Annotated in this window: 15 protein-coding genes; 5 read left to right on the forward strand and 10 right to left on the reverse strand. The window is 59.8% G+C overall.

What is annotated here, in order from left to right; genetic code table 11:
- Positions 1–88 precede the first annotated feature (88 nt).
- Together RY113_RS05425 and RY113_RS05430 are read left to right on the forward strand one after the other, a co-directional pair.
- Entirely contained in the window at positions 89–568 is a 480-nt protein-coding gene (locus RY113_RS05425; RefSeq protein WP_315913784.1) for a hypothetical protein, read from the forward strand.
- A gap of 177 nt (positions 569–745) precedes the next feature.
- Positions 746–904: a hypothetical protein gene (locus tag RY113_RS05430; protein WP_315913785.1), complete on the forward strand. Its 159-nt coding sequence runs from the start codon at positions 746–748 to the stop codon at positions 902–904.
- 1252 nt (positions 905–2156) lie between these two features.
- On the opposite strand, the gene RY113_RS05435 is transcribed toward RY113_RS05430, so the two are convergent.
- A complete protein-coding gene (locus RY113_RS05435; protein WP_315913786.1) occupies positions 2157–3038 on the reverse strand; it encodes a VOC family protein in 882 nt (293 codons plus the stop codon).
- A gap of 143 nt (positions 3039–3181) precedes the next feature.
- The gene (locus RY113_RS05440; RefSeq protein WP_110106917.1) at positions 3182–3634 is read right to left on the reverse strand and encodes a hypothetical protein; all 453 of its coding nucleotides are present in this window, start codon (positions 3632–3634) and stop codon (positions 3182–3184) included.
- A 312-nt stretch (positions 3635–3946) separates the two neighbouring features.
- Between RY113_RS05440 and RY113_RS05445 the strand changes: the two genes are divergently transcribed.
- Complete coding sequence (locus RY113_RS05445; protein WP_315913787.1) at positions 3947–4819, forward strand: NAD(P)-dependent oxidoreductase; 873 nt, start codon at positions 3947–3949, stop codon at positions 4817–4819.
- 44 nt (positions 4820–4863) lie between these two features.
- On the opposite strand, the gene RY113_RS05450 is transcribed toward RY113_RS05445, so the two are convergent.
- Positions 4864–6051 carry a hypothetical protein gene (locus tag RY113_RS05450; RefSeq protein ID WP_315913788.1) on the reverse strand — a complete coding sequence of 396 codons (1188 nt, stop codon included), beginning with the start codon at positions 6049–6051 and terminating at the stop codon, positions 4864–4866.
- 64 nt (positions 6052–6115) lie between these two features.
- On the opposite strand from RY113_RS05450, the gene RY113_RS05455 reads away from it, so the two are divergent.
- Entirely contained in the window at positions 6116–6268 is a 153-nt protein-coding gene (locus tag RY113_RS05455; protein ID WP_170120988.1) for a hypothetical protein, read from the forward strand.
- On the opposite strand, the gene mtnN is transcribed toward RY113_RS05455, so the two are convergent.
- Together mtnN and RY113_RS05465 are read right to left on the reverse strand one after the other, a co-directional pair.
- Positions 6265–7032, reverse strand: a complete 768-nt coding sequence (gene mtnN, locus RY113_RS05460; RefSeq protein ID WP_110106916.1) for a 5'-methylthioadenosine/S-adenosylhomocysteine nucleosidase — start codon at positions 7030–7032, stop codon at positions 6265–6267. The genes RY113_RS05455 and mtnN overlap by 4 nt on opposite strands.
- Positions 7029–7496 carry an S-ribosylhomocysteine lyase gene (locus RY113_RS05465; protein WP_110106915.1) on the reverse strand — a complete coding sequence of 156 codons (468 nt, stop codon included), beginning with the start codon at positions 7494–7496 and terminating at the stop codon, positions 7029–7031. The genes mtnN and RY113_RS05465 overlap by 4 nt, the downstream gene beginning before the upstream one ends.
- A 696-nt stretch (positions 7497–8192) precedes the next feature.
- On the opposite strand from RY113_RS05465, the gene RY113_RS05470 reads away from it, so the two are divergent.
- Positions 8193–8597, forward strand: coding sequence for a GNAT family N-acetyltransferase (locus tag RY113_RS05470; RefSeq protein ID WP_315913789.1), 405 nt, complete (start codon positions 8193–8195; stop codon positions 8595–8597).
- Between the two features lie 2 nt (positions 8598–8599).
- Here the strand turns inward: RY113_RS05470 and RY113_RS05475 are convergent, their stop codons facing one another.
- Genes RY113_RS05475 through RY113_RS05495 form a run of 5 tightly spaced genes read right to left on the reverse strand, consistent with a single transcriptional unit; the run spans position 8600 to position 14098 of the window.
- Positions 8600–8908 (reverse strand): hypothetical protein, encoded by a 309-nt coding sequence (locus RY113_RS05475; RefSeq protein WP_315913790.1) that lies wholly within the window; start codon positions 8906–8908, stop codon positions 8600–8602.
- Between the two features lie 14 nt (positions 8909–8922).
- Positions 8923–10572, reverse strand: coding sequence for an ABC transporter ATP-binding protein (locus RY113_RS05480; RefSeq protein ID WP_315913791.1), 1650 nt, complete (start codon positions 10570–10572; stop codon positions 8923–8925).
- Complete coding sequence (locus RY113_RS05485) at positions 10569–11462, reverse strand: ABC transporter permease (RefSeq protein ID WP_315913792.1); 894 nt, start codon at positions 11460–11462, stop codon at positions 10569–10571. The genes RY113_RS05480 and RY113_RS05485 overlap by 4 nt, the downstream gene beginning before the upstream one ends.
- Positions 11459–12424 (reverse strand): ABC transporter permease, encoded by a 966-nt coding sequence (locus tag RY113_RS05490; RefSeq protein WP_315913793.1) that lies wholly within the window; start codon positions 12422–12424, stop codon positions 11459–11461. The genes RY113_RS05485 and RY113_RS05490 overlap by 4 nt, the downstream gene beginning before the upstream one ends.
- 9 nt (positions 12425–12433) lie before the next feature.
- On the reverse strand, positions 12434–14098 hold the full coding sequence (locus RY113_RS05495; protein ID WP_315913794.1) for an ABC transporter substrate-binding protein: 1665 nt from the start codon (positions 14096–14098) through the stop codon (positions 12434–12436).
- Positions 14099–14243: the final 145 nt, after the last annotated feature.

Below are 14243 nucleotides of genomic sequence, written 5' to 3' on the forward strand. Positions count from 1 at the left end.
TTGCACTCGAAATCGACGTTGAATTCGAGTGCCCAGTCTATGGTGGTTGTAGGGAAGTGGGGGATAGTGAATGATTCCAAGTCGCTGGATGTCCAGCAAAATCACGGCCGGGGTGGTTGTTCTCTCTGTGCTAGCTGGCTGTGCCCCGTCACAGGAGGATGAACTAGCGGCAGCGAACTTCCATAACGTAGGAACACTGGATGAATCCAGCGTTTGGCTCTCGGGGGAACCGAACCGTGATGGTGATTATGAAATCGCAGTCACCGGTAAATTTCACGATTATTGCAATGGCGCTGTCCTCGCCCCCGTCGGCATTCAGATCTGCAATGGTGGAGAGCTAGACGGCGGGGCCCTGTTCATGATCGGGGCCCCAGCTAGTGCAACGGGCGGAACTCTGACCATGATGAATGGAGTGGTCATAGAGCTATCGATATTTGATCTACCCCAAAATGATGATCTCAAAATAGCCGCGGGCAGCGCCCCGGCACGTAGTGCTGCAGGATTTTATAGTGTTCGGTTCACTACATCTAGCGGGGAAATCTTGAATCGTGAGGGTAAGTCACAATGATCAGAGTAAGGCAATCACCGACAGGCCGTGCAGACACCGTCTTGGCAGATCGCACCGTATAGATTGATGCGCCGGCGGGCGGAGAAATTCGTATCAATTTTCATGCGTAGCCCCATTGGTGATCGGTGATTTAGGGGGCGGACAAAACAGGCGGTGCTGACCCGGATGAACACCGGTGTGACAATCATCCGTAGCTTCGGAGAGCCTGGCTACGAGATAGTGAGCGTAGGGGAAGATATTGACCGTGGCGATTCTCTGGGTCCCACGCTGATTCCTTACTGTCCGCTGCTGTCCATCCCGGAGGCCACGGAGCCCACAAATTGTACTGATCTGTAACAATCCCGAAGAAACGCGTAGGAACGTTCTGCTAAATCCGTGCCACGGCGTTATAGCCGTAAAAATTTCTGCTACCGGAGGTGTTACTGGCGTAAGGGGAATCCCTCACGCAGTTACTTCTGAGATGAACGAAGCCAGCATGCCCATCTTCTGCGGGGATTCATGGCCTGCCCACCCCCGTAAAATTTGATACGCAGATAACTTGGCCCTATGACATCATGCTTGGCAGGGGAACAGATTCAGCGCTGACGTTCCTCACGCATTACAACATGTGGCGAGACATCGACTCTTCTATCCGCCATGGAAAAGCCTCACCCGAACGGGCACTGCATGCAGCCACTCAAGCCAACGCAAAGATCCTCGGAATTGAGAAGATAACTGGTTCTTTAGAGGTGGTTAAATCACCGAGGGAGCTGGCGGGAAAAATGGTTCCGGTTGGCTGGGATTATTTGGTTCGGGCACAGGTGGGGCAGGTGCGGTGGGGTCATTGGGTTCCAAGGGTTCCACTGGTTTGGTTGGATCGAGTGGAAAATCCGGCTGCGGGCTCCCCGGGAACGGGTCAGGTACTTGGGGTTGTGGTTCAGTGGACTGATGCTGGTTCATGGGGTTCCTTCTTCTCAATGGTTGACGTTCTTGGAAATTATGAGGATGAAACTTTTATGAGAAACTTGCTTGCTCAAAACTGATCCGTTTTTCATGCTAACGACCTACTGAGAGGACGTCCATGGCCCGGGGTGGAAAATACCGGAGTATGGATGGCACTCCATATGACACCGCGCCAAAGCACCCGAACATGCCCTAGAGAGCCAGAGATTTCGCGAGCACTTTAGTTCAGTCTCGTCGGCTCATTGATATTGTTCGGCCCGGAGTCTAGCCTTAAGGCACAGGTAGCAGCCACTCTCTAGGTAAAATAGGGGCGTCCGCGTACCGGAGTAAAAACACTGAATTTGGGAGTGTGACGCTGTGGGACTGATAGTTGGATTGTTGATTATTTGGCTTATCTTGGCAGTCTTGGGATTCGCGGTTAAGGGTCTTTTTTGGCTGGCAATAATTGGGCTAGTGCTCTTTGTAGCAACAGGAGCAATCGGCTGGATCCGGCGCCGGGGATCCATCAAAAGCTGAACTAGCCAAGACCCGCCCAGAGCTGCCGGATCGGGTGGTGGAGGACTAATCGGGTGGTGCAGGACTAGACGCTTACCTGACCGTGGTTATCTCTGCCCCAGAGCCGCCTCCGGTCACCGCCAGTTCCGGCTCACAAATCTGCCACTACAATCTTCTTCATGGCAAGCATTCTTTGATAGGCCCCTGGGCGCTGCATCAACTCGCCCATATTTTGAGGCACAATTTGCCAACTTACGCCGAAGCGGTCGCTCAGCCAACCGCACTGCTCTGCCTCGGGCACCGCGCTCAGTGCTTCCCACAAGGTGTCGATCTCCTCTTGGTCTGCGCAATCGACCTCGAGCGAGATCCCTGGCGAGAACGTGAAGTGATGATCTGCGCCACCATCCATTGCTGAGAACCACTGACCAGCTAAAGCGAACTCAGCAAACACGATGGCGCCGTTGCCTCCTTCGTGCGGAACCACCACCCCGGTCCTCGCCCCAGGAAAGAGGCCGGTGTACAGATCCATGGCTAGCTGCGCCTGAGCAGCGTCCCCTGCAAAAAGGAACTGTGGGGTTACCAGCGGACGTGGTTCCGGGGTGGGCTCGGTCATCATCACTTGCCAATTCACCCCGTAGCGATCTTCCACCCAGCCGTAGAGTTTGCTATGCGGATATTCGCCTAACTCCATGCGCACCTCGCCACCATCTACAAGCGCCGCCCACATGGACGTGATGTTTGCGCGCGTGGCCGCTTCGCCACCGTGGGCGGCGGGATCCATGCTGAGTATGAAGGAAATAGCTGGTGTGGGCCGGAATTCTCCTCCCGCATTGATCAGCCGGATTCTGTATCCGCTGAGCGTGACATCGACAACCAGCGGCTGCCCGGCCAGTGCCTGTTGAAAGTCCGGCAGGTTCGTCTCGGGGTATGAGGCGCTCACTTCCATGGATGTGTCCGGAAAGGTGGCTGCGTAGAAGTTACCTACCTCGTCCGCGTTACCTTGGCACCAAATATTGGGCACAATTTTCTGCATAATTCCTCCTGGTGCATCTGCACAGCATGGCACGGCGGAACGCCCCGTTCAATAGGGATAGCTGAGCCTGGTTGGGCGCATCAGATGTGACGCCATCAGGCAGCGTGGAGGAGGACTTCCCTTCCAGACGTGTCACCGGAGGCTCACTCGTTAGATTCGATCAGCCAGCTCACTTCTGCCCAGCGCAGGCCTTCATCATCCCAGGATTCAGCATGCCCCAGTTGGGCGATGTCAGCAAAGGTAGCGGTGATTCCGTGGGCCTCAAGGATGCTAAGTAGCTCGTCGGTGGCCTTGCGGACAGCCGCTTCTACGCTTTCATGGTCTTCGGACTTGATTTGGCTGCGGGCTGTAAACATTTCCGTCATGGCATCATTGTCCACCAAGAATTTGATGTGAGGAAGCCCCGGGGGAGACGATGCGCGGCCGGTGAGGAGATGATGGATTGGAATCTTTTGCGCGGAACCTCCCTCGGAAAAATGCGCGGCAACCGGCTCTGCACGCTGGGCAGAGAGTTCAGCAGAAATTTCTGGCAGTGGGCGCATTGCCTCAATGCCAGAGCCTGTGCGCAAGAGCTCAATGAAACCAGAGGCACTCACGCGCCCATCTGTGGTTCCAACCGAACTATGGGCCCGGCTGTCGCGGGGTTCGTGGCCCTCGGCTTTGTTGACTGTGTGGGTGGCAAGAAACTGCTGCAGGCCCGTTCTGTGGGCATGGTATTGGAATTGGAGGACAAGTCATAGCTTGAACGGCGCTAGAGAAGAGTACGGCGCAGGGGTGCCATATTTACAGGAAGCCATCAGGTGCCTATGGTGGACGTGCCGGGGCGGAAGTTCTACGCTGGTGAGCAGTCCGGCTCATTTGTGGTGAGCCAAAAGTATGGTGGGGCTGGTCAGAATAAAGGTGGATTTATGAAAATTGCAGTGACTGGTGGCAGCGGAAAACTAGGCCGGCACGTGGTTCGCGGGCTTCTCGGCGGTGGGCACGAGGTGCTGAATCTGGATCGGGTGGGTGAGCGTGGGCCAAACTTCCTCATGGTTGACCTGCGCAACTACGGCCAGGTGCTGGACGCGCTCCTAGGAGTTGATGACAGGCATAGCGGGTTCGACGCCGTGGTGCACCTTGGCGCTATCCCGGCACCGGGGCTGCTCCCGGATGCTGCGACGTTCGAGAACAACATGCTCTCCACCTACAACGTGTTTCAGGCGGCACGGCGGGCCGGAGTCAAGCGGATTGTGTACGCCTCTAGTGAGACTGTGCTGGGGCTACCCTTTGACATCGATCCGCCCTACCTGCCCGTTGACGAGGAATATCCGGCCCGTCCGGAGAGCACGTATTCGCTTGTGAAACATCTGGAGGAGCAGCTGGCCCGTGAGCTGGTGCGGTGGGATCCGGAGTTGAGTATCTCGGCGTTGCGGTTTTCCAATGTCATGGATGAGTCGGACTATGAGGCATTCCCAAATTTTGCCGCCGATCCGATGGCACGCAAATGGAATTTGTGGGGCTACATTGACGGGCGGGACGGGGCGCAGGCTGTGGCCCTGGCACTTGATCGGGAGAAACCCGGTTTCGAGGCGTTCATCATTGCCAACGCCGACACCGTTATGCTCCGGCCCAGTGCCGAGCTCGCCGCGGAAGTGTTCCCGAACGTGCCGCTTCGCCGTGAGCTTGTGGGACGGGAAACCCTGTTATCGATCGAAAAGGCGAGGCGCCTGTTGGGCTACGAACCGCGCTACAGCTGGCACACCAGCCTGCCCCGGCGCTTTGACCGCCAGGAAGAATAGGGACTGATCCGCTAGATTCACAGGTTCCACCATCTTGTGCTCGCTCATGGGCGCGTGGTGTAGCGCTGGGGATCGTCTGGGCCAGCATCGGAGGCCACCCGGTTGGCGGGGCGTTTGGGTGGACTCGGTGCTGAGCTCAGCCTGCGGGGGCCGCTCCAGAGGGCAGCCGGGGCATCGATCGTCCTGGCCAGCCGGTAGGCGAGGTCCTCATAGTTGAGCCGCCAGCCTCGAAAATGTGGCCACGCCTGTTCCGCGGATTGCTCCACAGGATAGCCAGCCGCGCTGAGCATGCTGACAGCTTCTTTGAATTCTTCAAAGGTCAGCTGGGTTTCTCCGTCTGGGTCCACGTCGTCGTTTACCGGTAGGGAAATGGCGGCCGCTATTTGCTGTAGACAAGAAAAACCCATGCGCAGCAGCAGCCGCGCTCTGACGGTGGGGGCGATGCTGGGGCTCAAGGAAAGCTGGAGTGCCGCACTGTCCATGACACTAAGCAGGGCTATCAGCCAGTTTGAGTCCGGGAGTGGGGACCTGAACCAGCACAATGTCAGGTAGGTGCTGTGGGACTCTGCAACATCGGCCGCCCACCGCTCCCATGAGCGGTAGAGATCTTCAAGTTCCTTGGTGCTGCCTTGCCCAGAAAGCCCGAATCTTGTGCGCAGAAGCAATTCCGGGCCCCACGCCGGGGTTCCCGCGCGGGAGCGAAGTAAGGTCACCTCGGATTCCCTGCGGTTGACGGCTGCATAAAGGGTTGGCAGATACCCGATCTGCAGGGCCACTACAGCAAGCCCTGTGAAGGCAGCCATATAAACCACCGTTGTGCTGCCGGGGCCGGCAGGCGGGGAGTAACCAAGCGTGAACAATCCCGAGCCGGATTCGCTCAGCGCCCGGGCCAGATCGCCATGGACAAAGGGGACAAGCATGAGTGCAAAGGCAAAATAGAACAGCACCATCCAGACGGCAAGCCGAATAAACAGTGTCAGAGGCGCCTGCCAGGCCAGCAGCCTGTCAAGGGTCTGGTATTTCTTCACAGGCCGCCGTAGCAGAGAAAAGAGCGCAGTTGATAACTGGGCGGCTGAATCGGAAATGCGGTCATTGTGCGGGCGTGTGACGATCAGGGTGCCGATGAGGCTCTTCCACGTTAGGGCAAGGAGAGCGAAACCGGCGAGAAGGGCCGCCCACCAGAGAATTCCAACCACGGGGCTCTCGCCTACCTTCCAACTGATGCGCGTCACTGCCTGCACCTAAGACTAAGGGCGTGCACCGCCGGGCACACCCCTTCGCACCAAAAAAGAAGGCGTGGAAGCTCCTTGCCGGCAGGGCAACAATCCGGCGCGAGCAGGCCGTCGGGGTTTGGGTGCCGCCGAGCCGTGGGACGGCATCGGAACCCTGGCTAACACCATCGAGCCCACCTTAGTTCAAGGCGATGGTCCCGCCCAGCGCCTGCGTTAGGTGGTGGGAGCAGCCTCTGGGCGGGGTGAACCGGCGCCCAGCCATGACTGAACCACGGCCATGACAACTTCGGCGGATCGCTCGGCGGCATCGTCCACGTGGACCAGGAAGTCCGCGTCAGAGGCAGGTCCGCACAAGTCCGAGACGCCGCGCACCGCAAGGAACGGGGCGTTGAAGGAGTAAGCGGTCTGGGCGATGGCGGAGGATTCCATGTCAGTGGCCAGCACGCCGTCGAACGTTTCCTTGATAATCACTGAACGCTCGTGGCCCACGAAGGTGTAGCTGGAGACCATTAACCCTTGGTGAATGCTCTGCACCAAACCGCCTTGACTGGGTTGGACGGCGCTGAGCTGCCGGAGCGCCCCGGGCACGGGGTAAGAGACTGGCATGCCAGGGACTTGGCCCAGCAAGTAGCCAAAGGCGCGGGCATCGGCGTCGGCATTGATAGTGTCAGTGGCGATCACCACGTCGCCTACCCGAACGTACTCACCCAAGCCGCCGGCGGTGCCTGCGCTGATGAGAAGGGGGGCAGGGGCGCCGGCGGTGTTCTTGTGGGCCAGCAGCAGGGCCGAGGTGGCGGCACAGGCTGCGTTGACTAGGCCAACCCCACCCCGGACAACCAGCGCGTCTCGGCCAGCAAGTGTGACCCGGTGGTGGATCGCGTTGCCCACCTGCACTGTTTCCCCATGGGAGGTAGCGCGTGCCAGGAACGGGGCCACTTCCTCGTCCATAGCTGCAATGATGATGAAGTCCACCGGGCTCATGCGCTGACCTGCGACCACTGGTCACGCTTGGCCAGGAATTCACGGGCCGCCGCCTGGGCACCCTCGAGGGAATGATTGGCTCCCCAGCCGCACTGAATTTCGTTGGCGGCAGGGACCTCGGTGGCTGCCACGACGTCGCTCAGGGTAGCCTCGATCAACTCCATCACGGCTGGCAGATCGGGTTCACCCTGCAAAATCAGATAGTAGCCGGTCTGGCAACCCATGGGAGAGAAATCAAGCACGGCAAAGGAGTGGTTCCGGGAGTGTTCGGCAAACAGATGTTCCAGTGAATGGATTGCCGGCATCTCCAAATGGGCCACATTGGGCTGGGTGAAGCGCACGTCATATTTGGTAATGACATCGCCGTGCGCCAGCTCCTTGCGGTCGGCCACGCGCACGTAGGGGGCCGCTACCGTGCGGTGGTCGAGGTTGAAGGACTCTACGTTCATATGTGGGGTGGGCATGATGTGCTTTCCTTACGGAAGGTAGTGGAAACGGCCAGCTTCAATCCTAGCCCTGCAGACCCACACCAATTGTGAAGCAGGTGATATTCGGGGCAGGCGCATAGGCCAACCCTAAAGTTGTAGGCGGGGAACGGAAAGCATAGAACGGGCTAGATCGTTACCAGAATCGTGTGCCAGCCCACTGCAGGTACCGCTAACTATGCGCCCACTGCGCCGGCAATCCCTCACCACGTGCACTGGAGGGTTGGGGAAGTGGAAGAAAGCCCGTGAGGCTGCCACCGCAATGAGCGCACCAGCGTGGGAGCCCAGAACTCCGGGATCGGTGAACGGTCTGCAGCTGTGTATTTACGTTGTCGCAGTGAGCAATCACGAGGTGATGGCCCATGCTGACTTTCGCTGTGCGCACTGGCAGCTGCCAGCAAGGCGTAGCTCGTTCAGCGGCGCCATGGTGGCACCTTCGCAGGCGCCGGGCGAAACTCGCCAACTAGCCTGCGCAGAGTTGGACCCGAAAGTGGAGCAGAAGTTAAGTTGCGCAGAAATTAGCTGCCAACTATTCCTTTTCCCCCGCTGTCAGTGCACTGGCACACTGAGGTAATGGAGTCTCAACAGCCCTTCGAGGGCCAGTCCGTGAGCATCAGGGGGTAGGAGCCTGCGGATGCGCCAGAAACTCTGGCTTTCTTCATCTTGGCGGTGACCGTGACTGCCGCCGCAGATTACATGCCGAAACAAATACAGGCGTGGGCTCAGCCTGAGCGGGATGTCCTGCAGATTTGGCACGCTGCGATGGCGGCACGGAACAGTATTGTTGCCAGGATCGGCGGTGAAATTGCCGGGTTCTCGGATGTGACCGTGGACGGTTACCTGAACATGATGTTTGTTTCCCCGCGCCACCAGCGCCGTGGAGTGGCTCAGCAACTTCTGGCGTGCGTAAAAGCTCAGTCACGCAGCAATGGAACACACACTCTTTATGTGAACGTGAGCAATACGGCCCGGCCCTTCTTCGAACGCTTTAGCTTCAGAGTGGAAGCAGAACTACACACGGTCCTCCGAGGGGTGGAGCTGAGCAACTACAAGATGCGAAAGGTACTGCGGAACCCATGAGCTCACCAGCGGGTGGGGCTTTGACGATTAGGTGGAGCATGGGTGCGTCGGGAATGTGCGGGGTTGCCTTTGACGGCAATGGACCAAGCGCCAATCCCGAAAGCCAAAGCTGCCACACCGTTAAAGAGCACTTTGTCCGTGCCTGCCCCTGTCAGTACGGCGATCAGCCCCAACACAATAAATGCAACGGCCACGGCGGCCACGCAAGAGGAGAGAATCATTGCCCACCGGGGAAGTTTCCGAAGTTTCTGCACGGTGACCGACTCCTTGAAGCTAGAGAGCATTAACGAGTGATCAACATCCTGCGCCATGTACTTGACGCTCTTCAGGACTCACTCGACGTTGCCGCGAGCAACGCCCGGGTATAGCTGTGCTGAGGATTGGTGAACACCGACTCTGTGGCGCCGGATTCAACAACTTCCCCTGCCTTCATGACTAGGACATCATCACTCATATGCCGGATCACGGCCAGGTCATGAGAGATCAGCAAGTAGCTCAACCCGAGGCTTTGCTGCAGTTCATCAAGGAGGTCAAGGACCTGCGCCTGGATGGATACATCCAATGCCGAGACCGGTTCATCACAGATCAACACTTTGGGCTTCGGCGCCAAGGCGCGGGCAATAGCCAGGCGTTGGCGCTGCCCGCCGGAGAGCGTGGCCGGGTTCCGGGGTGCCAGGTCCGGGTGCAGCCCCACCATTTCCAGCAATTGTGAGATTTCGCCAGAGTAGCTGCGGGGATTGCGTGTGGCCCCGAAACTCAGGGAGTCTGCCAGCAGAGAAGCTGTCGAGAGGCGGGGGTCAAAAGAGGAGAGCGGATCTTGGTAAATGGCGCCCAGAGATGGGCGGCGCGCACGCCGTGCTGACTCAGCAGCAGCGCTCCAGGGCTCACCGCAAAACTCAACGGATCCGGCGTCGGGCACCAATAATCCCAGAGCCATGCGAGCAGTAGTGGTCTTCCCGGAGCCGGACTCGCCCACAACACCTAAGGTTCGGGCCGGGAAAAGCTCAAAGTCCACGGAGGAAACGGCCCGGAAATCCGCTGAACCAGCCATGGGAAAGGACTTCGCAAGCCCCCGCGCACTCAGCAGCGGCTGTGCATCCGCGGCCCCAAGTGGGGGAGCTGTGGTGGCTGCTCCGGAGGGCTGCGGAGCAGAAGAGGGCGCACCAGCACTGGGGGACAACCGGGTGAAACGGGGCTTCCCCGACGGTGCGGCGGCAAGCAGAGCACGGGTGTAAGGATGCTGCGGATCCTCCAGAACCTGCGCGCGCGGGCCCTGTTCCACAATGCGCCCGTTGGCCATCACGGCGATGGAATCTGCGGTCGCAGAAACGGCGGCAAGATCGTGGCTGATCAGTAGCATTCCCGCCCCGCCGCGGCGTAAATCACGCAGCAGCCCCAGTACGGCTGCAGCAATCGTGGCATCTAGGGCTGTGGTGGGCTCGTCGGCAATAATGAGGGCCGGATCCATGGCAATGGCGGAGGCAATCAGCGCCCGCTGGCGCATGCCACCGGAAAGTTCCCCGGAACGTTGCCCCGCCCGGCGCACCGGGTCATCCAGACCCACCGCCTGCAGCAGTTCAATGACATGTGCCGCACGCTGCGATCCGGACGCGGAGCCGTGCAGGCGCAGTACGTCCTCAATCTCTTTCCCGACAGTGCGCAGAGGGTCCAGCGAGGTCAAGGCATCCTGCAAGATGAAGCCCACGTGCGCACCACGCAGTTTCCGCCAACCTCGCGGGGATAATTTCTGGGCATCGTAGCCGGCCACGGACAGCGTCTTGGCGCGCACGTGGGCGCCGCGCCCGGCGAGGCCAAGCAGCGACCGGGCCGTGACTGATTTGCCGGACCCCGATTCACCCACAAGAGCCAGGCATTCACCCGGATTTACCGTCAGTGAAATGCCGCGCACCACGGTGTCCGGGCCGAAGGAAACGTTCAGGTCCGTGACCTGAAGAACAGGCTTGAGCGTTGTCATTGTGAGCTTGCCGCCTTCATGGAGCGCGAGAGCACGGTGGCAGAGCCAGCCAGTATAACAATGGCCAATCCGGGGAAGAACGTCATCCACCACGCCAGCGAGAGGTATGTGCGCCCGGCCGAGAGCATGGTGCCCCATTCCGGTGCCGGCGGTGGGGAACCAAGCCCCAGAAAGCTCAACGACGCTGCCCAGAGCACCGCTTGTCCCAACCCCAGCGTTGCCAGAACAGCAACCGGTGCCAGCGCATTGGGCAGAATATGAGCCGTGAGGATCCGCCACCTGCTCCGCCCCAGCACCGTGGCGGCCTCCACCATGGGGGAGGCGCGTAAGGCGATGATTTGGCCGCGAATCACCCGCGCGTACCCCGGAGCCGTTGTCAGCGCCACCGCCAACACAGTAGTGCCCACGCCCGGCCCGGCCAGGGCAATAAACACCAGCGCCAGCAACAATCCGGGCAAGGCAAAAAGAACCTCAAGGATGCGGCCTATCCCGAAGTCCAGCCACCGCCCACCAAATCCGGCGGCAATACCCAGCACCAGGGCCAGGCCGAGTCCTGCCGCAGTCGCCGCAGCACCAATGAGCAGGGAGGGCCGCGCGCCGTGAATGATGCGCGAATAAATATCACGCCCCGACTCATCCGTTCCCAGTAAGTGCCCCGGACCCGGCGGGGAGAACGCTGCGGCGGGGTTGATGGCCAGGGGGTCATCCGGCGCCAAAAGATACGGTGCTATGGCTGCGAGAATAAAAAAGAAAAGTACGACGGCGGCTATTACCGTGGGTAGGCGGCGCACCAACCGCCGCGCCAAGGTTGCGCCGGGGCGGGGCACCCGGGTGCCTGCGGACACCAGTACCGGATCCGTCAGGGGCAGCATCGAATTGTGAATACTCATGGCTCCCTGATCCTCGGGTCTACCAGGCGTTCGGCCAGGTCGGAGACAGCCATAATCAGCACGTAGGCACCCGCAGAGACAAGGGCCACACCGGTCACCAGCGGAATATCGCGTGCGGTCACTGCGGAGAGAAGCGCTCGCCCCAGTCCCGGCCGGGCAAAGATGGATTCAACCACCACGGCCCCGGACAACAGCGAACCCAAGGCCCAGCCGGATAAGGCAATACCGGGCAGTGCGGCGTGACGCAGCGAATGGCGCAGCAGCACACCGATCTCTGATTCTCCGCGGGCTCGGGCAGACAGGGCGAAGGCCGAGTGCTGAGCCTTTTCAAGACTGTCACGCATAACTTGGCCCAGAAATCCGGCCAACGGTAGGGCCAGGGTGACCACTGGCAGCACCAGCCCGCCCGGGGTGTTGCTGCTGACGGGAGGGAACCAGCCCAGCGCCGTCGAAAATATCATGATGAGCACGCTGGCCAACCAAAAGTGTGGGACCGCGGCGGAGATGATCTCCACGGCAGAACCCACCACGGAAATACGGGTGGACAACACGGCCAGAAGCAGGGCCATGAGCCACGCCACCACCAAGGCGAGACCGGCGAGGACAAGGGTGGAGGGAACAATCTCAGCCAGCACCTCTGAGACTGGGCTCTTGAGTGAATAGGACGTACCCAGGTCTCCCACGGCCAGCCGCCGCAACTGGCCAAAGTACTGCACGAACAGCGGCTGGTCCAGACCATACTCAATCCGGGCCGCCTCGAGAGCCTCGGCGGACGCCTGGGAGCCGGGGCCGCCCATGATGGCTGCCGCCGGGTCGCCCGGAATCATCCGGATGCCAAAGAAGATGGCTGTTGCAACCGCCCAGAGCACGAAGATGCCGCCAGCTAGTGTGCTCAGGAGCCAGCGAAGCGATGCCTTGAGGGCACCGCCCTGCCGGGTCGAGGTGGTTGCGGAGGGACTCACGGCTGATGCCTAGTTGGCAAGCCAGCTATCAAAGAAAGTTGGCGAGGCCACGGCTGTGGTGGTGCCAACATCCTTTAATTTCTCGGAATACAAGAAGTGGTTCTGCTGGTCGTAGAGGGGCAGCAAGTAGTAGCCCTCCAGGACCATTTTTTGTGCCTCGGTGTAGAGTTCTTTGCGCTGCGCAGGGTCCTTGGTGGTTCCGGCACTGTCAAGGAGCTCATCTAACGTGGGGTCTTTGACTTGGGAAAGGTTGGCAAAGTATCCGGACGGGGCAGGGATGGTGGACTTGGAGTGGAACAGGATGGACAGCACGCTCGGGCCAACCTTCGTGTACGGTGCCGAGACCAAGTTGTAGTCATTCTTCGCCAGATCCCCGTACCAGCTGGAGATGTCCAGGAGCTTGATCTTGATCTCGAAGCCCGATTCCTTGGCCGTGGCCTGCATTTGCTCGAAGAGTGACTGCTCAGCCGGGATGGACTGGCTGGTGCTCACCGGGAAGGCCAGCGTCAGGCGGTTGCCGTCCTTGATGCGGTATCCCGCGGAGTCGCGTTCCTTCCACCCCGCAGCATCGAGCAACTCGCCAGCCTTGGCCGGATCGTAGGAGAACAGTGACTTCTCGGAGAAAGCCAGCGGTTCAACGCTTGACAGCGGTGAGTAAGAACGCGAGGCCGTGCCGAAGAACAGGGACTCAATGCCAGCGTCCACGTTGACAGAGTGGACGAAGGCTTCCCGGACCTTTTCGTCGTTGAACGGTGCCTTGGAGGAGTTCAGCTCAATGCGATTGGCGGCGCCGGGGCGGGGCGCATCCAAATGTTTGATGGACGCGCCCTTGCTAGCAGCGGCAATTGCATCCGGCTGGGCGTTGTCAATCACCTGCACCTGACCGGCCTGAAGTGCCGCAAACCTTGTGGCAGCCTCGGGGATGAACCGCCAGGTGATGCCGTCCAAGTAGGCGGGGCCGGCGTGGCCCGCTTCCGGTACGGGGAGCGCGTAATCGGCGTTTCGGACCAGGTTCACTGCGTCCTGTTTCTTCCAAGACTCCACTTTGAACGGCCCGGTTCCTACGGGGGATTCGCAGTTTTCTGCCTTGGTACGCTTCAGTGCGGTGGGTGACTCGATGGCAACCCAGGGCATCGAGAAGGACTCAAGCAATGAGTTATCCGGTGAGGAGAGCTTGATTTCCAGTGTGGTTGCGTCCACGGCTGTCATGGAGGAAATCTTGCCCAAGGCCAGGTAACCCGTGGAAGAGGCCGTCTCGGGGTTTAGTAAGTGCTCAAAGTTGACTTTCACAGCCTCCGCGTCAAGGGCCGTACCATCGGTGAACTTGATGCCGTCGCGGATCTTCACGATGCGCGTCAGTCCGTCCTCTGTGACGGTGGAATCCTGTGCCAACCACGGAATGATTTTCCCGTCGGCGTCCTTGGTGTAGAGGGTCTCCAAATACTGGGACGCAACTAAGGCTTGAGGGTAGTTACCGCCTACGTGAGGATCTAGGCAGGACGGTTCGGCATCGCCGGAGGCGTACACCAAGGTTCCGCCTGTGACGGGGGCGCCAGCGTCTTTGCTGGGGTCGTTGCTCGTTTTTGCGGACGTGCAGCCAGAGAGAATAAGGGCGGCCGCCAAAACCGTGGCGGCCGGAATGAGCTTGTGAGCCTGGGGGTGAGCGAAAGTCATGAACTTCTTCCTGCATACCGGAGAAATGGGGTGGTGCACGGTGCCGCCGTTAGCTTGGGTCAGTAAGGGAAGCCCTAGCGGGCACCGCCATCAACCATAACTGTTGTGACGGAGCCTACTTGTTGGTATGTGGCACACATCATAG

The sequence above is a fragment of the Arthrobacter sp. lap29 genome, assembly GCF_032458965.1.
Lineage (GTDB): Bacteria > Actinomycetota > Actinomycetes > Actinomycetales > Micrococcaceae > Specibacter > Specibacter psychrochitiniphilus.